Source organism: Embleya sp. NPDC001921, from assembly GCF_053594475.1.
Map to the genome: position 1 here is coordinate 94,490 of NZ_JBSFEO010000040.1, position 19,880 is coordinate 114,369.

General features: G+C 73.0%; 18 protein-coding genes. 7 read left to right on the forward strand and 11 right to left on the reverse strand.

Features of this window, described 5'->3' with window-relative positions; genetic code table 11:
* Nucleotides 1–89: 89 nt before the first annotated feature.
* The 3 genes from ACWCPW_RS37065 to ACWCPW_RS37075 all read right to left on the reverse strand — a co-directional run bounded on the left by ACWCPW_RS37065 (nucleotide 90) and on the right by ACWCPW_RS37075 (nucleotide 5,160).
* The gene (locus tag ACWCPW_RS37065; RefSeq protein WP_449765966.1) at nucleotides 90–1,787 is read right to left on the reverse strand and encodes a purple acid phosphatase family protein; all 1,698 of its coding nucleotides are present in this window, start codon (nucleotides 1,785–1,787) and stop codon (nucleotides 90–92) included.
* Entirely contained in the window at nucleotides 1,784–3,874 is a 2,091-nt protein-coding gene (locus ACWCPW_RS37070; protein WP_449765967.1) for a hypothetical protein, read from the reverse strand. The genes ACWCPW_RS37065 and ACWCPW_RS37070 overlap by 4 nt, the downstream gene beginning before the upstream one ends.
* Before the next feature lie 506 nt (nucleotides 3,875–4,380).
* Nucleotides 4,381–5,160 (reverse strand): hypothetical protein, encoded by a 780-nt coding sequence (locus ACWCPW_RS37075; protein ID WP_449765968.1) that lies wholly within the window; start codon nucleotides 5,158–5,160, stop codon nucleotides 4,381–4,383.
* Nucleotides 5,161–5,663: 503 nt separating this feature from the next.
* Here ACWCPW_RS37075 and ACWCPW_RS37080 point away from each other — a divergent pair.
* The 5 genes from ACWCPW_RS37080 to ACWCPW_RS37100 all read left to right on the forward strand — a co-directional run bounded on the left by ACWCPW_RS37080 (nucleotide 5,664) and on the right by ACWCPW_RS37100 (nucleotide 10,779).
* Nucleotides 5,664–6,200, forward strand: coding sequence for a hypothetical protein (locus tag ACWCPW_RS37080; RefSeq protein WP_449765969.1), 537 nt, complete (start codon nucleotides 5,664–5,666; stop codon nucleotides 6,198–6,200).
* Nucleotides 6,201–6,392: 192 nt separating this feature from the next.
* Complete coding sequence (locus ACWCPW_RS37085) at nucleotides 6,393–7,166, forward strand: glycosyltransferase (RefSeq protein ID WP_449765970.1); 774 nt, start codon at nucleotides 6,393–6,395, stop codon at nucleotides 7,164–7,166.
* A complete protein-coding gene (locus ACWCPW_RS37090; protein WP_449765971.1) occupies nucleotides 7,163–8,953 on the forward strand; it encodes a glycosyl transferase in 1,791 nt (596 codons plus the stop codon). The genes ACWCPW_RS37085 and ACWCPW_RS37090 overlap by 4 nt, the downstream gene beginning before the upstream one ends.
* Before the next feature lie 100 nt (nucleotides 8,954–9,053).
* Nucleotides 9,054–9,572, forward strand: coding sequence for a SigE family RNA polymerase sigma factor (locus ACWCPW_RS37095; protein ID WP_449765972.1), 519 nt, complete (start codon nucleotides 9,054–9,056; stop codon nucleotides 9,570–9,572).
* 7 nt (nucleotides 9,573–9,579) lie between these two features.
* On the forward strand, nucleotides 9,580–10,779 hold the full coding sequence (locus ACWCPW_RS37100; RefSeq protein WP_449765973.1) for a hypothetical protein: 1,200 nt from the start codon (nucleotides 9,580–9,582) through the stop codon (nucleotides 10,777–10,779).
* Between the two features lie 46 nt (nucleotides 10,780–10,825).
* Here the strand turns inward: ACWCPW_RS37100 and ACWCPW_RS37105 are convergent, their stop codons facing one another.
* The 5 genes from ACWCPW_RS37105 to ACWCPW_RS37125 all read right to left on the reverse strand — a co-directional run bounded on the left by ACWCPW_RS37105 (nucleotide 10,826) and on the right by ACWCPW_RS37125 (nucleotide 14,760).
* Complete coding sequence (locus tag ACWCPW_RS37105) at nucleotides 10,826–11,359, reverse strand: hypothetical protein (RefSeq protein WP_449765974.1); 534 nt, start codon at nucleotides 11,357–11,359, stop codon at nucleotides 10,826–10,828.
* Between the two features lie 214 nt (nucleotides 11,360–11,573).
* Entirely contained in the window at nucleotides 11,574–12,167 is a 594-nt protein-coding gene (casB, locus tag ACWCPW_RS37110) for a type I-E CRISPR-associated protein Cse2/CasB (protein ID WP_449765975.1), read from the reverse strand.
* 167 nt (nucleotides 12,168–12,334) lie between these two features.
* Nucleotides 12,335–12,877, reverse strand: coding sequence for a hypothetical protein (locus ACWCPW_RS37115; protein ID WP_449765976.1), 543 nt, complete (start codon nucleotides 12,875–12,877; stop codon nucleotides 12,335–12,337).
* Nucleotides 12,878–12,943: 66 nt separating this feature from the next.
* Nucleotides 12,944–13,588 carry a response regulator transcription factor gene (locus ACWCPW_RS37120; protein ID WP_449765977.1) on the reverse strand — a complete coding sequence of 215 codons (645 nt, stop codon included), beginning with the start codon at nucleotides 13,586–13,588 and terminating at the stop codon, nucleotides 12,944–12,946.
* Entirely contained in the window at nucleotides 13,540–14,760 is a 1,221-nt protein-coding gene (locus tag ACWCPW_RS37125; protein WP_449765978.1) for a sensor domain-containing protein, read from the reverse strand. The genes ACWCPW_RS37120 and ACWCPW_RS37125 overlap by 49 nt, the downstream gene beginning before the upstream one ends.
* 351 nt (nucleotides 14,761–15,111) lie before the next feature.
* Here ACWCPW_RS37125 and ACWCPW_RS37130 point away from each other — a divergent pair, with 351 nt between their 5' ends.
* Complete coding sequence (locus tag ACWCPW_RS37130; RefSeq protein WP_449765979.1) at nucleotides 15,112–15,381, forward strand: hypothetical protein; 270 nt, start codon at nucleotides 15,112–15,114, stop codon at nucleotides 15,379–15,381.
* Between the two features lie 49 nt (nucleotides 15,382–15,430).
* Here the strand turns inward: ACWCPW_RS37130 and ku are convergent, their stop codons facing one another.
* Nucleotides 15,431–16,342, reverse strand: a complete 912-nt coding sequence (ku, locus tag ACWCPW_RS37135) for a non-homologous end joining protein Ku (RefSeq protein ID WP_449765980.1) — start codon at nucleotides 16,340–16,342, stop codon at nucleotides 15,431–15,433.
* 391 nt (nucleotides 16,343–16,733) lie between these two features.
* Between ku and ACWCPW_RS37140 the strand changes: the two genes are divergently transcribed.
* Nucleotides 16,734–17,507 (forward strand): alpha/beta fold hydrolase, encoded by a 774-nt coding sequence (locus tag ACWCPW_RS37140; RefSeq protein WP_449765981.1) that lies wholly within the window; start codon nucleotides 16,734–16,736, stop codon nucleotides 17,505–17,507.
* A gap of 175 nt (nucleotides 17,508–17,682) precedes the next feature.
* On the opposite strand, the gene ACWCPW_RS37145 is transcribed toward ACWCPW_RS37140, so the two are convergent.
* Complete coding sequence (locus tag ACWCPW_RS37145) at nucleotides 17,683–18,120, reverse strand: hypothetical protein (protein WP_449765982.1); 438 nt, start codon at nucleotides 18,118–18,120, stop codon at nucleotides 17,683–17,685.
* A 252-nt stretch (nucleotides 18,121–18,372) separates the two neighbouring features.
* Nucleotides 18,373–19,386: a phytoene/squalene synthase family protein gene (locus ACWCPW_RS37150; RefSeq protein ID WP_449765983.1), complete on the reverse strand. Its 1,014-nt coding sequence runs from the start codon at nucleotides 19,384–19,386 to the stop codon at nucleotides 18,373–18,375.
* Nucleotides 19,387–19,880 lie beyond the last annotated feature (494 nt).

The following is a 19,880-nucleotide window of genomic DNA, read 5'->3' on the forward strand; positions in this document are numbered from 1 at the left end:
CGGCGCGAACCCGCGAACCGGGCGGCGCCGGGACGGCATCGGGCGGGCTCCGACCCGGCACCCCGCCCGATTCCGCGCCCCGGCCGGGTTCAGCCGCGCCCGCCCGCGCCCGTCCCGCGCTCGGTGGCGTTCGCGGACGGGATCGCCGTACCCGCGTCCCGGACCAGCGTCACGGTGTCGATCTGCGCACCGGTGGCGCTGAGCGTGCGGATGGTCATCGTGGTCTCCCGCCCGGCGGCGGCCGGCCGCACGTCGACCGCGATGAACGCGTTGCCGCGAAAACGCACGCGCGACCACTCGACGGTCTCGTCGATCCTGGCGCCCTCGGTGTGGAAACCACCCTTGACCGCGTCGGTGACGTCGGCGGGACCGCCGGCGTAGGTCTCCGGCGCGGAGAACTCGTAGCCGCTCTTCCCGCCGCTGCCCACGGTCAGGTAGGTGGTGCCGTCGGTCGCGGGCCGGATCCGGTCGCCGATCGCGGCACGGCGCGTGCGCACACCGCCGCGCATCGGATCGGCCCGCTCGTAGACGTGGTTGTGCCCGTTGATCACGAGATCGACCTGATAGCGGTCGAACAACGGGATCCACTCCTCCCGGATCGCGCCGTCCGAGACGTGGTCGGTCGCCGTGCAGTACGCGCAGTGGTGGAAGAAGGCGACGATGAAGTCGATCCCGGAAGCACGTCGCAGTCGGGCCAACTCCCCGGCCAGCCAGGTCGTCTGCGCGCCGGCGGTGTAGCCGCGATTGTGCGGGATCTCGTGCGAGATGTCGTTGGCGTCCAGGCTCACCACCGCGACGTTGCCGTAGCTGAAGCCGTACGTGGCGTGCGCGTTGCGCGGTCCGTTGCCGGGCAGATGCCAGCGGGCGAGGTGACCGCCGTAGCCGTCCGGCGAGTACAGCGCCTCCATGTCGTGGTTGCCCATCGCCACCATCCACGGCACCGACGCGGCGACGGGATCGATCATCCGCAGGTATTCGTCCCACACTTCCGGCTGGAGCTTGTCCGCGCCCTCCGCGCTGTGGTGGCTGGACGGCAGTCCCGCGCCGGACGCGGCGTACGAGATGTCGCCCGCCAGCAGGTGGAACACCGGATTCTGCCGGAGCATCAGCGTCTGATTGGCGGCGGCGCCGAACTCCACGCCCTCGTCGCCGAAGGCGGTGAAGGTGAACGGTTGTGGCACGCCGCCCGCCGCCGGTGCGGTACGAAACGAACCGACGGTCGCGGCCACCGAGTTCGAGTCCAGACCGTCGTGGCCCAGCGCGTAGTAGTAGCGCGTGCCGGGGTCGAGCCCGTCCAGGGCGGCGTGCAGGTGGTACTGGTCGTAGTCGAAATAGGCGGAGGCGGGGTTGTCGGCGTACTCGATCAGGTGCGAGTGCAGATGCCGGATCTCGGCCGGCACCACCTGGTCCAGTTGCCCCGGCGAGGTGCCCAGGCGCAGGTACGGCCGGCGCACCGGCCGCGGCACCTGCCAGCTCATCGCCGCCTGGCTGCGCGGGTCCGCACCCAGGGCGAGGTGGCGGCCGGCGGGCTTGAGCGCGTTCCCGTCGATGTAGTTCGTGCCCGAGAGCAGCGAGGGCGCGCGGCGCACGCCGGCCGACGAGGAGGTGCCGAACAGCGGAACGGCCGCCGCGCCGAGGCCGATCGCGGTGAGCACGCTGCGGCGCGAGAGGGTACGGCGCCGGCTGCGCAGGTATTCGTGCTGTTCGGCGATGCTCATGGTCGCGGCGAGGCGGTCGGGGACACCGGAACGGGGCAGGTGCGGGTTCCGGTCGGGGGCGGGGCTCATCGGGTGCTCCTGGAACGTGCGGCGAACAACAGGACGAGGCCGGCGCCGAGCGCGGCGGTGCCGAGGAGAACGGGCAGGACGACGTCGGCGCCGGTGCGCGACAACGAGCCGCCGCCGGTCGCGGTCTCCGGGACGGTGCCGGAACGGGAGCCGCCGGTACCCGAGTCGCCCGAACCGCCCGCGCCCCGGGAGCCGCCGGAACCCCCGGAGTCGCCGGACCCGCCGGAGTCGGATCCCGGCGGCGTCGAGGTCCCGGTGGACGGGACAGCGGTGGGACCGGTCGGCGCCGGGGTGTGGGTCGGCCCGCCCGAGGGTTCACCCGTCGGGGGAAGCGTCGGCGGCTTGCCGGTGGGCGGCTTGCTCGTCGGCGGCGACGTCGTCGGCGGCCCGCTCGGGTCGGGGCTCGTCGGCGGTGTGGTCGGCCGCTCCCGGCCCAGGGCCCAGCAGCCGCCGACGGGCCGCAGCGCCGCCTGCTTCGCGCCGTCGCCGTGGTGGTCGGCGCGCAGCGCGACCAGGGTCCAGCCGTTCGGCACGACCGCCGCGGCCTGTGCGGGACGGGTGCCGACCACGTGCGCGGCGGGCCCGGCGGGCCACGGCTGCCCCCAGATCGGCCCGCCGTCGGTGGCCACCTCGTGCCGCGCGCCCGCCTCGTCGGCGAAGGTGAACACCGCCGAGCCGATCGCCGGCGCGCGCACGCCGCCGTCGCCCAGTGCGGCGGTGAACACGGCGCGGTCGGCGGGGACTCGCCATTGCGCGGCCGTGACGCAGGACTCGGGCAGGTCGCCCGCCTTGACCGCGGGGCCCTGCCACGACGCGTGCCGGACCGGGCCCTCGTCGGTCGGGCTCGGCGGCGCGCCGGTCGCGGTGTCGGTGGGCCCCGAGGTGCCGGCACCGGGCGACGGGAACGACCCGGCCCGACCCTCGCCGTGGTCGCCGACCACGAGTACGCCCTTGACCGGTGTCGCCCCCGCGGGCACCGCGAAGGTGAGCGACGTGCCGTCGGCGGCCACGTGCAGCGCGCCGTCCGCGACGCGCTCGGGCGAACCGTCGACGTACACGCCGACCCCGCCCGCGTCGAGGCCGGTCCCACTCACGGTGACCGTGTCGCCCGGCCCCGCCCCGGACGGCCCGAACCCGGTCACGGTGGTCGTGGGCAGCGCCGGTCGGCGGAACACCGCGGCGGTGTCGCCCGCGGTCACCTCGGCGATCCGGGTGTCCAGGTACCGCTCGTTGCCGTCGATGCGCAGCCGCAGCGTGTCGCCCGCGTCGATGCCCACCCGCCACCGCATGTCGATGGTCACGCCCAGACCGGCCCGCGCGGAGTCGGCGGTGGTCGACGCGAGGTCGGCGACCATCACGGTCCAGGTCGCGTCCAGGAAGCCGGTGCCGTCGCCGAGCATGGCCCGGTACATCGCCGGATCGCCCTTGTAGAGGCTCTTCATGACGAGGCCGTCGTCGTCGGTGCGGAAGTGCAGGGTACGGGTGACCAGGCCGCCGGGGATCCGGCCGGCTGGCAGGTCCACGTGCTCCTCGCGCGGCGTACCGGGGAAGAACGTCAGGCCGGTGACCTCGGTGCCGGCCCGCGGTGCCGGGACGTCGGCGCCGGGGGTGCCGGCCTCCGCCGGGGCGCCGACCTCGGTGCGCACCTTGTCGATGTGCACGAGGGACTTCACGCCGACCACCTGGTCGAGTTCGCGGAACTGGTTCAGCGGGTGGTCGAAACCGGTCACCTCCGACCCGGCGTTCAGCCTCTGCCCCGTGCGCGAGACGCTCGTCGTCGCCGACGCGATCGCGGGCGTACGTTTGCCCAACGGCGTACCGGCCGGCACCGATCGCTCGGCCGAGGCGGTGCCGTCCGGTCCGGCGGCGGGCACGGTCAGCCAGTCCGCCGCGCGCGAGCGCGTGTCGCCGAAGTTCTCGTCCGGTCCGGACGCCAGTTCGCTGTAGCTCCCGGATCGGGTCACCAGTCCCGGTGTCATGGCGCGTTGTTCACCGGTCAGGTATTCGGCCCGCGCGGTGCGGGTCGGCGGCGGTTCGGCCGCCGAGGAGATCATCGGGAAGAGCAGGACCAGCAGTCCCAGCACCATCAGACCGACCGCGGCCCGTCGTGACCGAAGAGCGCTGAGCAAGGGACGACTACGCGTTGTGCCCATGTGGAGGTGAAGACCCGTCACTCGTCCCGGTGCCGGCGGCTTCCCGTGGTGTAACCACCGGGAGCGTGCGTGGGAACGGGAAGCCGAAGGAACCGAAGTCGACGATTTCCGGTCGGAGAACGTCGACGACGATCGTGAGTATGCAAGACGGGTGAGCCGCGAATCCGGCCGTCGATCAACCTTCGGCGGGAATTGCCCCATGGTTCCCGCGCGATGGCCCCAGGGTTCACCAAGCTGCGGCGATACTCGCCGGCGACCACCGACCCGACTACGCGACGTAGCGGTTCGGCGGTGCGGTGTCGGGGGGCGCCGCGAGCCGGACGCCCCCATGGCATGCCGAACCGGCCCCACCGACCTGAGGTCGGGAGGCCGGTCGGCTCGGGTCCGAAGTCAACGACCGTGGTCGCCGGGCCCGTTCGGCGGCGCCGGGGTGTGCCGGGTCAGACCGGCAGCGCCACACCGCCGGTGAGCACCGCGACGGCCTTGCCCGGCAGGTCCTTCAGTCCGGCGAGCACCGCGGTGGCATCGGCCGTGGCAGCCGCCACGTCCAGCTTCTTCACGTCGTCGAGAAGCTTGGTGATGTCCGCGACCAGCTTGTCCAACGCCGCCTTGAGGTCCGCGACGACGTCGGTGGCGGCCACCGGGCCGGCTCCGTCGGCTCGGGCGGCGGTGGGCTCGGTCGTCTCGCCGCGCACGGGGACGGTGGTCGTGGGCAGCGTCGGCAGGCCGGGCAGCGTCTTCAGCAGGGCCGGCACCTTGAGCAGCAGGTCCTTGACGTCCGCGACGGCGGCGGCGAGAGCCTCCTGGGCCCCCTTCAGGTCGTTGGCCAACACGCGCTCGAGCAGCTTGCCGGCGTCGGCGACCAACTTGTCCAACGCGGCCTTGAGTTCGGCGACCGCGTCGGTGACCGCGGCATCCGCCCCGGGCGAGACCGGCGTCGTGGCCGCCGAGGCCACCAAGCCATCGCCGGACACGCGCAGCCGCTGCCGCAGGGTTTCCAGCTTGGCCGCGTCCGGGTGGTCGGAGCGGGCCTCGGCGGCGATCTCGGTGAACGCCGACAGGGTCTCGCCGAGGCGATCGACCGTGCCGAACCGCTGGTGAGCGGCGGCGACCCGGGTCTCGGTGGATGTGGCGGCCACGGCCGGGCCGACGGTGCCGGCGACGAGCGCCCCGCAAACGGCGGTGGTCACGAACACGGAGGTGAACTTGGTGGTGCGCATGCCGTTATGGCCCTTCGATGGGTGGGTGAGGTGGGGTGGGGGCTTTTCGAGGTACTTCACGTTCACCTTGTGGCGGCCGATGACGCACCGCAACTCAGCGCCACGGTTGGTGACCGGCGCGCCCGACCCACGCCGCCGCACGACCTGCCCATTCGTCGAATCCGACGGCCGGCGCCACCCTCCCCCACATGGCCGCCCGGGCACCGGCGGGCCCACACGGCCGCATGGAGGGGCCGGAGCGCCGCGACGGATCGGCCGTTCGGCGCGGACGCCCCGAGCCGAGAGGGACCGGGACGTGGCCGAGACGGGGTCGAAAGCGGCCGGGGCAGGACCGCGGCCGGGCCCGACGCGGCCGCCTCTACGCGAGCGACGGGCGGACGCGCCGAGGGGCGCCGCCGCTGCCGGGCCCGGATCCCCCGGCCGAGCGGCGCGGCAGCGACGCGATCGTGCTCCGTCGCGTCCACCCCGGCCGCGAGCTAGCGTGGAGGAGAGGGAGCAATGTCATGCGCTGCCAGTCCTGTGGATACCAGAACCCGGTCGATACTGCCGCGTGTGCGCGGTGCGGGGCGACCCCGGCTCCGCTCTCGACGCCGGTGGGCCCGGCCCCGGCGCTGGGAACGGCCGAGCACGTGCCGCATCGGCGGGCCGGGGACCTGCCGGGGCACGGCAGGGAGTTCACCGGTGTCGTGCGCGATTTCCGGATCCGCCGCGAGCGTCGGATCGACGACGTCGACGCCGACCTGGAGGTCTGGAGCTTCCACGTCCAGCGTCGGGACGCGGACGGCGAGCGGCTCGTGCCGGTGCCCGTGGAGATGCGCGGACTGTGCTTCGCGGGCACGGTCAGCGAGGGGGACGAGATACGGATCGGCGGCACCTGGCGGGACGGCGCCCTGCACGCCGAGGAGCTCGACGATCTCACCACCGGCGCCCGGGTGCGCGCCAAGGCCTCGCGCCGCGTGCGCTCGGTGCTCGTGGCGGTGGGCTTCATCCTCTTCGTGATCGTCGCCGGCTTCGTGCTCACCGCGGTGATCTCCTTCTGAGCGACCCCAGACCCGAGACCCGACGATCCGCGAAGGCCGACGGACGCGAGGCGACCGCGGGCCGCTCGGCACGGCGGATGCGGGCCGACCCCGTGAATGTGGCCCACGTCACACAACGCGTCCGAGGTCTCGCGGTGTCACGCAGGTGTGAACCGAACTCCTTGCGGGACCGAGCTGTCGGTCGTGATACCCGTGTTCAACGAGTCGCGGCGGCTGCCGGCGACGCTCGTCGCCGTGCTCGACCATCTCCGGGACAGCGGGATCGACTGGGAACTGGTCGTCTCCGACGACGGGTCCACCGACGATACGTACGCCATCGCCACGGCGGCGGCCCGGCATGAGCCCAGGGTGCGCGTGGTGCGGCACCCGAGCAATCGGGGCAAGGGACACGCGGTACGCCGGGGCGTCGAGGTCACCCGCGGCCACCGGGTCCTGGTGTGCGACGCGGATCTGGCGACCCCCATCGCCGAGTTGGCTAGGCTCCGGGCCGCGTTGGACGACGGCTTCGACGCCGCGATCGGCTCGCGCGGCGAGGCGTTCGCGGTGGCCCGGCCGCCGATCCGGCGCGTGTTGTCCGACGTCGGCAGCCGGCTGATCCGGGCGGTCGCGCTGCCCGGCACGGTGGACACCCAGTGCGGGTTCAAGCTGTTCGACGGCGCCAAGGCGCGCGCCGCGTTCGCGTGCGCGGATGTGGACGGATGGGCGTTCGACATCGAGGTGCTCCGGCTCTTCCTCGGCTGCGGTTGGAGCTTCGTCGAAGTCCCGGTGGCGTGGACCCACCAGAGCGGCTCGAAGCTGCGGCCGGGCCACTGTCTGGAGGTGCTCACCGACCTGGCCCGGGTGCGCCTGCGGCACGGCCGGCCCGGGCGCCCCGCGAACCCGTCGGCGCGGATGCGGGCGGCGGCCGGTGCCCGCTCGCCCCGCGACCCTTTCCCGCTTCCGCTGCCCCCGAGGCGGGCGGCGTGACCGCGGTACGCGACGTGGTCGCGCCGCCGCGCCCGCCCGCCCTTCCCCGGCCTCCCCGACTGCCCCGTTCCGGGCGAGTCGCCGACGCGCTCGCGTGCGGCACGTACCTGCTGGCCGCGCTGCTGCTGTACCGGGGCCTGTGGGCGGGCGGCCCGGCCGGGCGCTACCTCGTGGACAGCGGCCAGGACCAGCGCCAGTGGGAGTGGTTCTTCGCGGTGACCGCGCGTGCCGTCGCGCACGGCGAGAACCCGCTGACCACGACGCTGCAGAACCACCCCGACGGGGTGAATCTGATGGCGAACACCTCGATGCCGGGCCTGTCCATCCCGCTGGCCCCGATCACCTGGCTGTTCGGACCGTCCGCGACCTGGGCCGTCGTGCTCACCCTCGGGCTGGCCGCGACGGCCGCCGCCTGGTACTTCCTGATCTCCCGTCACCTGGTCGCCTCACGCCCGGCCGCCGCCCTCGGCGGGGCCTTCTGCGCGTTCGCCCCGCCGATGGTCTCGCACGCCAACGCGCACCCCAACCTGGCCGTGCTGTTCGTCCTCCCGTTGATCATCGATCGCCTGATCCGGGTCGCCGCCGGTCGTCGACCGATCCGCGACGGCGTGCTTCTCGGCCTGTTGACCACGTATCAGATCTTCCTCGGCGAGGAGGCGCTGCTGCTGGCCGCGACCGGCATCGCGCTGTTCGCGGCGGCCTACGCGTGCGTCGCGCCGAGCGCCGCGCGCGCCGCCCTGCCACACCTGGCCCGCGGCGTCGGAGTCGGCGCGGCGCTGTGCGGTGCCTTGGTCGCGTATCCGCTGTGGTGGCAGTTCACCGGCCCGCAGAGCTATACGAACCTGCTGCACGGCCCGGCCGGCAACGACCTCGCGGCGCTGACCGCGTACGCCGACCGCTCGCTCGCCGGCGACATCGACGTCTCCGCCCGCCTGTCGATGAACCGGACCGAGGAGAACGCGTTCTTCGGCTGGCCGCTGCTCGTGCTGGCCGTCGCGATCACCGTCGCCCTGTGGCGGACCGCCCTGACCAAGGCCCTCGCGGTCGTCCTGGTCGGTGCCGCGCTGTTCTCCCTCGGCCCGGAGATCATCCTCGACGGCGAGGCCACCGGGATCCTTGGCCCGTGGAAGCTGCTCGGGCGACTCCCGCTGTACGAATCGGTGTTGGAGAGCCGTTTCACCATGGTGTGTGTGCCCGTGCTGGGCATCCTGCTCGCCTTGGGCGCGCAGGCCGCCGGCCGCGCGGGCGATCGGCGGATCCGGTTGTTGTGGTGCGTCGTGGTCGTCCAGGCGTTGTTGCCGCTGCTGCCCCAGCCCCTGGCCACCGCGCCCCGCGAGCCGACGCCGGCGTTCTTCGCGGACGGGACCTGGCGCCGCTTCACCGGTCCCGGCCGGGCCATCGTGACCGTACCGCTGCCCGACCCCGGCGACGCGCGCGCGTTGACCTGGCAGGTCGACGCGGGGCTGGGATTCCCGCTCGCCGAGGGCTACTTCGTCGGCCCGTTCGGGCCGGACCGGCTCGGCGGCTACGGCGCGGTCACCAGGGCCACCTCGCAGTTGTTGCGCGAGGTGCGCGACGGCGGGGTCGTACCGGAGGTGGGCGACGCGGACCGCGCCCAGGCCCGCGCTGACCTCGCCTTCTGGCGCGCGGACGCGGTGGTGCTCGGGCCGCACGACCGCCAGGAGGCGCTGCGGGCCACGCTCGACCGGCTGCTCGGTCCGGGCGTCCCGATCGGCGGGGTGTGGCTGTGGGACGTTCGGGCGGGAGGTGCGGCCGGTGCCGGCTGAGCAGGTGACTCCGTACCGAACCGGGGAGGGCGAGATCGCGGTCGGTGGGGAGGCGGGACAATCGCCGACGGGTGTCGGCGCGAGAACGGAGGCCGGTCGGGTGCGGGCGACCGACGAGCACGCGTACACCGAGTACGTCTCCGCCCGGCTGCCCGCGCTGCGCCGGGTCGCGCATCTGCTGTGCGGGGACCCGCACCGCGCCGACGACGTCGTGCAGAACACGATCACGCGCCTGTACGTGCATTGGCGGCGCGCTGCGGCGGCGGACGACCTCGACCGGTACGTACACCGGATGCTGGTCCGCGCGTTCCTCAACGAACGCCGCCTGGCCTGGGCTCGGGTCCGACTCGTCGGCGCTCCCCAGGACACACCGCTGCCGGCCGCGCCCCCGGGGCCGGACGTGGAGACGCGCGACGCGGTCCGCATCGCGCTGTCCCGGGTGCCGCCTCGGCAACGGGTCGTCCTGGTGCTGCGTTTCCTGTGCGATCTGCCGGTCGCCGAGGTCGCGGACATCCTCGGCAGATCGCAGGGCACGGTGAAGAGTCAGACCGCGTTGGGACTGGCGCGGCTGCGCACACTGTTGGACGGGCCGGTCGTGGCCCGCTGGGAAGGGGAGTAGACCGGCCATGGACACCGACGAGCAAGAGGGCGCCCGACTGCTTGGCGCGCTGCGCGGGACGCCGTGGACCGGGGCCGAGGAGCCCGGCGTCGACATCGCGCGCGCGATCCGGGACGGCCGCCGGACGATCCGGGTTCGGCGTGCGCTCACCGTGGCGGGCGGTGCGATCGCCGTCGCGCTGGTGGTGCTGATGACCGTGCTGGTGGTCGCACCGACGCACGACAACGGGACCGGGCCGGCTTCCGGCGGCGCGTTCGACGTTCGCGAACGGGCCTTCCGGGTCGGCTCGGCGGGCGGCTTCACGCCCGTGTCCTACGAGACCGGCAAGTTCCGCCAGCGGGTCGTGTTGGGGGTGGAGAAGCCGAACGGTCCGACGGAGTTGAGCGCGACGCGGGCGATGGTGACGATGTACGCGCCGGGCCGACTCCCGGGCGGCGAGCCTCCGCTCGGCACGCCGGCCCCACCGGTGAACGGGCACGCGGCCGTGTGGTCGGCCGGCCCCGAACCGTCGGCGGGTCGCGTCGAGCTGGTCTGGCAGTGGGCGCCGAACGCGTGGGCGGTCGCCACGCTCGCCGGTCCGGCCGCCGACGCCGAACGCGTGCACCACGTGGCCGAAGGCGTCGCGCCTGGGGTTCGCCAGCCGGCGCGCGTTCCGGTGTCGCTGGATCAGGCCGTGCTCGCGGCCGGTGAACACGTGATCGCGGTGGTGGCTCCGATGGGCAAGACCACCGGGTCGCCGCGCTATTCGCTGCGCTACGGCACCGTGGACCCGCCGGGCGCGGACGGCACCGAGCCGCCCTGGTTCGAGGTGGGCGTCGGCGACCGGCCGCCCGGGGTCGACAGGCAACAGCTCGAACAGGTCACCCGCTCGGACGGGGCATTCGTCGAGTTCGACGCGGCTGTCGATCAGGACCGCTCGGCCTCGATCCTGGCCGCCGTGCGGGTGGGTGAGATTCCGTCGACCGGCCCGACCGGGCCGACGCGCACGCCGCCGTCGCCGACCTACTCGGAGCCGCCGTCGGATGCGCCCTCGAGTCTGGAGGCGACCGAGACGGCCGGTTCGAAGAGCGGAACCGCGACCATGTCGGCGGGGACCGGCACGAGCACGAGTCCCACCTCGACCACGTCGGCCTCCTCGAGCACTGCCCCGGCTTCGACCGCAACCTCGAATTGGCCGACGACACCCGCGAGTTCGTGGGCTCCGTGAGTGGGGCGGGGTGTGCCCCGGCCCCCCTCTTCGCCCGGCCCGGCTCCTAGAGCTTCGCCTTCGGGTTGTTCAGGCAGCCGCTGGAGATCGTCACACGCAGGATCACCGTGTCCGGGCCGGACTTCGACCGCTCACGGGTCGATCCGATCCGGATGCCGGCCGGAGTGCCCTGCTTCGTCAGGGACGCCGACACGGAGGCGGAGTCGTCGCGCGACGCGGTGCGCTCCGTCGGTATCCAGCCGCGCATCTGCAACTGACCGACCATCAGGTCGTTGATCTCGGCCGGCGAGCGGCGGTCGGTCGGCGGCAGCGGCACGTCGAGCGAATGCCTGGTGCGGATCAGGTTCTCCTTCCGGCTGTTCAGCAACTGCCGGTCGCCGCAGGCCTCCTCCCGCACCTTGCCCAGGCGCTCGTACCGGGGAACCACCGCGTCGAAGGCGCCCTCGACGTCGGGGTTCGCCGTCGCGAACGCCTCGCCGACGCTCATGTCCGAGTCGGGCGCCCGCGTTCCGCAACCACTCAGCGCCGACAGCACGACAACGGCGAGAAGGCATCCGGCGGTTCCGGTCGACCACTTCATCCCGCTCCTCCGAACACCTCGCGTCCCGGTACCGAACGACCGCCCGCGTCGTGACCCGTGCACACGTCGTCGCGGCCTCGATCGGTCTCTACCCGCGAAGGACGGACTCTGCGCATCACGGGCTGGACCGGCGATCACGGATGTCTCGATGCACCTGGCGCCAACTCCCGGGCAAAGCATGCGATTTCGTCGCATACGCAAAGCCTCGGGCCGGTCACGGGCGGCGGATGTCGCCACCTCCGGCGGGAGTCCCGGGCAGATCGTGAAAGTCCTCCTCCCACCGGTTCCGGGCGTAGCGTCGGCCGACCGGGGTCTCCCACCACAACATGTCCTTGGCCAGGCGGACATGGTCGAGGACGATGCCCCTGCGGCGCAGCAGGGGCATGAGCGTGCGCAGGTGGCCGACCAACTCGTCGACCGTGCCGGCCTCGACGGCGGCGTCGAAGCGGGTGTGTGCTCGCCGTTGCACGAGGGTTCGCTCGGGCGCGATCAGCAGCGACAGGTCCCGACAGGCGGCGCCGATCGAGGTGCCGTCCGGGCGGTGCGACGAGGTGCCGACCGTTCCCTGGTGGAGCAGGTACAGCGTGACCACTTGGCAGACGGTCCGGGTCGCGCGGCGTGGTTCGAGGGTGTGCGGCAGGTGGGCGGTGATCGGCTCCACGGCCGACGCCGACAGGCGCGCGTCGGCGCCGGGTGGAAAGCGTCCCGCCAGGGTGCGGTCGCCGTGTACGCGGAGCAGAAACGCGTGCAGGGCGTGCTCCCAGGGCGCCCAGTAGGCGCAGACGCGCGCGATCGACGGCGCCGTCATCGTGCGCGCCAGGTCGTGAGAGCCATGCCGTCGTCCCTACTGCCGTCGTCCACCGACCGAAGACGAAACGACACCGACCCGCCCCCGGCCATGGCCGCCACCGCCCCGTCCCCATAAAGACGTACGACAACCCCCACGTGTGACAAGAACCCGCGACACGGTCGCCGCTACACCGCGCCGCGCGGGGGAGGTGGACCCGCCAGGATGTTCAGCCACTCGGTGATGGTGGTGAAGTCTCGTTCGGTGAGGCCCACGCGGTGGTCGACGTGGTGGAGGAGCGCGGGGGCCTCGTGGTGGGCGGTGACCCATGCCCGGTCGGTGTCGGTGATCTCGTCGTCGATCCAGACGAACGGGCGGCCCGCCGCCCGGAGTACGAGGGTGCGGGTCTTCCAATGCAGGCCGTCGCGCTCGTCCTGGTCGTCGATGGCGGACTGCTCCGGCCAGATCACCACGGCGAGTTCCGGCAGACCGATCCGAGGGGAGATGTACCGGTTCGCCTCCTCCATCCAGGCCGTGGCCCAGAACAGCTCGCACGCCAACCCCAGCAGTCGCGGCCCGTGCTCCGGATCGGCCCTGGCCAAAAGGGGGTTCGCGTCGGCGTCCGTGCCCTCCGGATCCGTCCCGTGGGTCGGATACTCGGCCGCCCCGAAGGGAAGCAGCGGTCCATCGACGTCGAGAAAGAGCAGCGGACGCTGCGCGGAGCCGGTCACGGCCGCACGATAGCGACCGGCCCGACGAGACCGACCGGGCGGGACGAACCGGGCCGGGCCGGGCACTCAGTGGTCGAGGTACGCCAACACCGCCAGGACCCGCCGGTTGTCGCTGTCGGAGGGTTGGAGACCGAGTTTGGTGAAGATGCTCCCGATGTGCTTGGCGACCGCCTTCTCGGTGATGAACAGGCCCTCGGCGATGCCCGCGTTGGAGCGGCCCTGGGCCAACCATTCCAATACCTCGCGTTCACGCGGGGTCAGGCTGCCCAGATGGCTGTCGCGGCCCTTGCCGGTGAGCAGTTGGGAGACCACGTGCGGGTCCATCGCGGTACCGCCGCCGGCCACCCGTCGAATGGTGTCGACGAACTGTCCGCCGTCGAAGACGCGGTCCTTGAGGATGTAGCCGACCCCGCCCGCGCCGTCGGCGAGCAGTTCGTGGGCGTACAGCGGCTCGACGTATTGGGACAGCAGCAGTACGGGCAGCCCCGGCACTCGGCGGCGGGCTTCGAGGGCCGCGCGCAGGCCGTCGTCGGTGAACGTCGGGGGCAGCCGGACATCCACGATCGCGACGTCGGGCCGCAGTCCGGTGAGCGCGGTCAGCAGGTCCGGCCCGCTCTCCACGGCGGCGACGACGTCGTGGCCGTGCGCCCGGAGCAGTCGGATCACACCGTCCCGGAGGAGGAAGTGGTCTTCGGCGAGGACGATGCGCACGGGATCTCCATGGTCACCAGGGTCGGGCCGTTCGGCGGGCTGTGGACGGCCAGGATCCCGTCGAAGGCGGCGAGCCGTCGCCGGACGCCTCGAAGTCCGGTGCCCCGGGTGATGTCCGCGCCGCCTCGGCCGTCGTCGGTGATCTCGACGCGCAGCAGCCCGCGATCGTAGTGGATGGCGAGGTCGACCCGCTCGGCGCCCGAATGTTTCGCGGCGTTGGTCAGGACCTCCGATACGGCGAAGTACGCGGCCGACTCCACCGGCGCCTCCACCCGCCCGGGCAGATCGACAATGACGCGCACGTCGAGCGGGCAGACCATGGCGAGCGAGCGCACGGCGTCGCCCAGGCCCCGGTCGGCCAGGATCGGTGGGTGGATCCCGTGCACCAGGTCGCGCAGTTCCGCCAGCGCGGCGGACGAGGATTCCCGTGCCTGGACCAGCAGTTCGCGCACGGCGGCGGGATCGCTGTCGAGCAGGTGCTCGGCGGCGCCCAGCGTCATGCCCATCGCGACCAGGCGGGCCTGGGCGCCGTCGTGCAGGTCGCGCTCGATCCGCCGGATCTCGGCCGATCGGGTGTCTGCCGCCTCGGACCGCGTGGCGGTGAGGTGTTCGATGCGGTGCGCCATCAGCGCCTTCTCACCGGGCGCGAGCACGGCCCGGAGGTATCGGGCGTGCAGGCGTACCGAACGCGGTGCCAGCCACAGGGCCAACGGCAGCTGGAGCAGCCCGACTACACCCGCCAGGGTGGCGGTGGCCTGCCCCTTGATCGGAATGAACAGGTACCACAGGCCGTCCCACTCCTGTGCCCACGAAACCCCGTGGAACGCCAGGGCGATCGCCCACAGGCCACCGAGGATCAGCGCGCTCGGACCGACCGCGATCAGCGCGCCGACGATCGGGTCGATCGCCACCCACAACCAGTCACGCCATGTCTGCGGGTCCCGGACGATCCACCGGATCCGCGCGAGGAACCCTCGCGTGCCGGGAGTCGGCGCGGGCGCCGGGGCGTAGTGGGCCGGGATCCGCACTCCGGACCACCGATGGGCCAACTCGCGCTGCCGGTCCGCCAGTCGCCGGACCGCGCACACGACGGGCGCGAGCAATGCCAGGCCCAGACCGGTGCCGAGCAACAGCACGACCAGCGAGACCGCCAACGACAGGAGCGTCGCCACGAACGACAACCCCCACAACGCCACCGACCGCCCCACGGCCACGAACCCCGCGCGGAGTCGATGGCCCTCGCCCGCCCCCCGCGACGGAGACTCGCCGCCGCGCCCCGCGTGATTCATCCGTCTTGCGCCTCTCGATGCGATTCGGCATGTCGGCCGATGGGCCGTCGCCAGTATGCGGTGGCCCGGCGCGGCGTGTCGGTAGAGGTATGTCCCCTCTTCGCGGCCGAATCGCAGGGATTGTCGGGAACGCGCGACTCCCGACGGTGGCGTGAGCAGGCGAACCGGCGACTGATCCACCCCTCTGCCTCGGGCGCGGGGACAGGTCGGAGCGCAGGCTCTATTCTCGAACACATGTCCGAACAACCCGAACCACTGCCCGACCGTCTGCTGCCGCTGCTCGACGTCCAGCTCGGGTTCGAGCGTGCCCATCTCGCCTGCCTCCGGGCGGCCGAACTCGGCGACGAGGACGCGCTCCACCGGGGGCGGGCCGCCCGCCTGGACGCCATGCGAGCCCTGATCACCGCCCGCGCCGCCGCGGGCGCCGACGGCGCTCCCGATCGCGACCTGCTCAAGCTCGCCGCCCTGGCGGCCCTGGCCCGGGAGTCCTCGGAGGCCACCTGACAACGGCGGCGAGAGCCGTGGCGGGAGCGACCGACGGCCGCAGGCTCCGTCAGCCCGTCTTCCTGCGCGGTCGCGTCGTCGTGGTCTTCTTCGCCGAGGCGCGGCCGGCCGCGGTCTTCGCCGACGTCCGGGTCTTCGTCGTCGCGCGCGCCTTCGTCTCGGCGCTCTTCGCCGGTTTGGGATGGTCCTTCTCGGCGGCTTCGACGCTCGCGGTCAACACCGACATCAGGTCGACCACGTTGCTCTCGCCGGTCGAGCGTGCGGCGACCTCTTCCGGGTGGGCGCCGGTGGCCTTGGCCTCGACCAGGGCGTCCAGGGCACGCTGATAGTCGTCCTGCACGTCGCCCAGGTCGAAGTCCTCACTGAGGGTGTCCATCAGCGAGGCCGCCATCTTCAGTTCCTGCGGGCGGATGGTGACGTTCTCCGTGGGGGCGATGCCCTCGGGGGCCCGGAGTTCGTCCGGCCACAACATGGTCTGGAGGGTGAGGAGGTCGCCCTGGGCGCGGACCAGCGCAAGGCTCTCGCGCGTGGACAGCGTGATCTTGGTGACCGCCGCCCTGGACTGCCCGGCCAGGGCCTGTCTGATCAGCACGTACGGTTTGGTCGCCGCCGGGGTCGCGGGTCCCAGGTAGTAGGGCTTGGACAGTGTCAGCGGGTCGATCCCGGCCTCGTCGACGAAGGCCAGGACGTCGACGACCTTCTTGCTCGGCAGCGGCAGCTCGGCCATGTCCTCGTCCGTGAGGACGACCTGACGACCGTCCGAGGACTCGTACGCCTTGGCGATGTCCGCATAGGCGACCTCCTCTCCCTCCAGCTCGCACACCCGCTTGTACCGGATCCGGCCACCGTCCTCCCGATGCACCTGGTGGCCCGGCGAGCGATGCTCGGACACCGCCGAGTACAGCTGGACCGGGATGCTCACCAGCCCGAACGAAATGGCACCCTTCCACGACGCCCGCATACCGACCCCTGACCGTTTTGATGGGAAATGACCATCTTCAACGGTAGGCCGGCCGTCGAATCGGCGCCTCGACCCGAGCCGAGCCACCGAGCCGGTCGCACATCGAGGTGCGCCGGGCGCCGCGTTCCTCGGGCGTGGCCGGTACGGCGGGTGCGCGGCCGCGCCTCCGGCGGCGGCCGCACCGCGAAACGGCCCGACCACCCGCCGTGGATCGCCGCGCCCGCCTCGCCGACGGCCCTCGGAAGCGATCTCGCGACACGCGGGGCGGGCGGTCTCGGCGCCGACGCGTGATCCCTCGGGTGTGTCGCGATGAGTTTTCGGTGGGCGAACGGTCAAATCACTTGAGCACCGCTCGCACCCGCTCGGCCCCGGCCGGAAAGCAGGAACCACGATGACGATCGCAACCCCCACCGTCGGATACGCCCCGGTGAACGGCATCGAGATGTACTACGAGTCGCACGGCACCGACGGGCCGCCGCTGGTGATCCTGCACGGTGGCGCCCAGACCATCGACCTGAGCTTCGCCGCACTGCTGCCGGCACTGGCCGCGCGTCGGCGGGTGATCGCGGTCGAGTTCCAAGGCCACGGCCACACGGCGGACACCGACCGCGACATGTCCCTGGAACTCTTCTCCGACGACGTCGTCGCGCTCCTCGACCGGTTGGGCATCGCTCGCGCCGACCTGCTGGGCTACAGCCTCGGCGGCCTGGTCGCGCTGCGCACCGTCGTGCGACACCCCGAGCGTGTCGACCGTCTGGTGCTGGTCTCGACGCACTACCGCCACGACGGCTACCACGCCGAGATCACCGCCCCCGAGCAGACCTCCGAGCGCCTGCCGACCGAGGACGACTTCAAGGCGATGGTCGAGGCCCACGCCCGGGTCGCGCCCGATCCGACCCGCTTCGAGGCCACCCTGGCCAGGCTCCAGCCCCTGGCCCACGGCTTCGTCGAATGGACCGAGGACGAGTTGCGCGTGATCACCGCCCCCACGCTCCTCGTCCTCGGCGACACCGACTTCATCCGGCTGGAGCACGCCGTGCGCATGTACGAACTCATCCCGAACGCCCGGCTGGCGGTCCTCCCGGGCACCACGCACATGGGCGCGATCAGGCGCGCCGATCTGCTGATCCCGATGATCGAGGCGTTCGCCCCGACGAACCCCTGACCACGCGCCGGCCGCGACGACCCGCGCGGTCGTCGCGCCGGCCGGACGTCGGCGGGTGGCGATGGGGGTGGGTCCGCCGGGCGTCGACGGGTCGCGCCGGCGGGTCGGCCGTTCGCCCGGGCGTGCCGGGCGCATCCGGCGGCGGATCACGCCGGATGCGCACCTCGATCGAGGGTCAGGCGGCCTTCGCCCGGGCTCCGGAGACCTGGCGCAGCGCGTCGTCGAGGTCGGCCTGGGCCCGTTGCAGCCAGGCCGCGGTGATGTCCACGGCGTCGCCGGCTTCACCGGTTCGCCGATGGAGCTGCGCCACCTCGCCCTCCTCGGCCGCACGGGCGTGCTTGAGCGCGTGGTGGATGCGCCCCGCCGCCGCGAGTTCGCCGCCCGCGACCTGGAGCCAGGCCCGTGTCGACGCGTCCGCGACCTTGCCGGTGTTCGCGGAGTCGGTCAGCGCTCGGGCGATCGCCTCGATGCTCTTGCCCGCCAACTTGCGGGCCACCAAAGCCGGAGGCAGACCGGGCAGTTGGGCCAATTCGCCCAGGACCACGCTCTCCAGCAGGGCAAGGCTGTACGTCACTCGTCCCAGTTTCAACAGATACTCGTCATCCGGAATCATCGAGCCATTGTGCGATATCGGTCGGACACGATCGGTGCGCCACACGGGTGTGTCGCACCCATTGCAGCCGGACGCACGCACCTCCGGTCGGCGTCCCGCGTCGGACCCGGGGACGACCGGGCGGGCCGACGGGCGAGCAATCGGGCGGACGGGCGGCATCGGGCGGCGCGGCCGGAGCGCGAGCGGGGCTCCGGGCCGAACACATGTCCCACGCCGGACGTCGTGACGACACCGCGACCACCGGCGCCGGGTCTACCGCGGCGTCGGCTCCGGGCGTGCCGCCGCGGCGATCACCGTCGGGTGCGATCCCGTTCGCACGACCGCGTCGGTGTCGGGTCGCGGCGTCGAGGGCCGCGCGGTGACCGTACCGGTCGGTTCCTGCGGGGAGCCCGCCCGCCGGATCGGTGGAGCCATGCGGCGGGCCCGGACGAGCAGGCGTACGCACACGGCCGGGTTGTCGCGGGCCGAGCGCCGGGTGATCGCGGGGCCCAGGGCGCAGGCGTTGTCCAGGCGGTAGTGGCTGATGTCGATGACACCGCGCACCAACGGACGGTATTCGTGCGGCACTTCGTCGACGAGACGGATACCGGCGTCGAGCGCGGCGCGGGCGGTGGCCACGGTCGCCGCGAGCAGGGCGCGCACGCCCGGGGTGTCCCGGCCCGACTCCAGGTCGGCGCGGGTGACGCCGTGGCGGTCGAGATCGGACCTGGGCAGCCGCAGCCGGCCCTCGCTCAGGTCCTCCGCCAAGTCGCAGACCAGGTCGGTGCGTTGGAAGCCGTCGGCGAACTGTCGGACGGAGGCGGCGAAGTCCTCGTCCGAGACGAGATGGGGTGTCATACCGGTGCTGAGCATCGCGCCGGGCCAGGTCAACGTGTCGACGTAGGACTGGTATTCGGCCTCGTCCGCGAACTCGGGAAAGGTCAACTCGGCCCGCGTGCCCGCCATGTAGGCGTCGGCCCAGTCGCGCGGCAGGCCGTACTCCCGGGCCGCGTGCAGGTACGCGCGCAACAGGGGGTGGGTCGCGGTCCCGGTGTCCAGCGCCGCCCGCACCCGGGTCGCCCATGCCTCGAACCGCCGCGCGCGTCCCTCCGCGTCACCCCGGTCGCACACGTCGTCGGTGAAGTACGCGAGGGCCGCTCCGGCGACCGCGTGCGGCAGGAAGTCCGGCGGGGTCAGGAAGCGCAAGGCGCCCCAACCGGCCGTCTCCCTCCGCCGCATGAACCGTTCGGCAGCCGTGTAGTCGGCGCGCAGCGTGCTCTCCCGCACACCCGCAGCGTCCAGACAATACCGCCACGACCGCATGAGCCCCCCGAATTCGATCACCTGAAGCCTTGCCTACCGGCACGGACAGTATCAGCCGGCGGGAGGCCGGTCGGAGTTCGGCGCATCGGGCCGGGCCGGCGCTCGCCGTCCGCCGCGGACGAGCTGTACGCACCCGGGGGAGCCGCCCGGCGACCGGGGGTGAAATCGCCGGGCAGCCCGGGCGCCGACCACGGGGGTTGTCGGCGCACTCGCAACGATCCGCCGTACGACCGTCGGTGCGCAAGACCGCGACCGCCTCGGACCGAGGCCCCCGGCGGGACGCGTCGGGACGGCCGTAGCCGCTCCGGCCGGGGTCGGTTCGGCCGGCGCCGGGGCGGGGAGGGGTGCGACACCTTCGGCGCGGTCGGGTCCGGCCCGAAGGTCGTCGCATTCGAGTACCGGCGGCGCGCGACGTACGAGACGCCAAACGCCTACCGGCCACCGCCCACCCCTTCGCC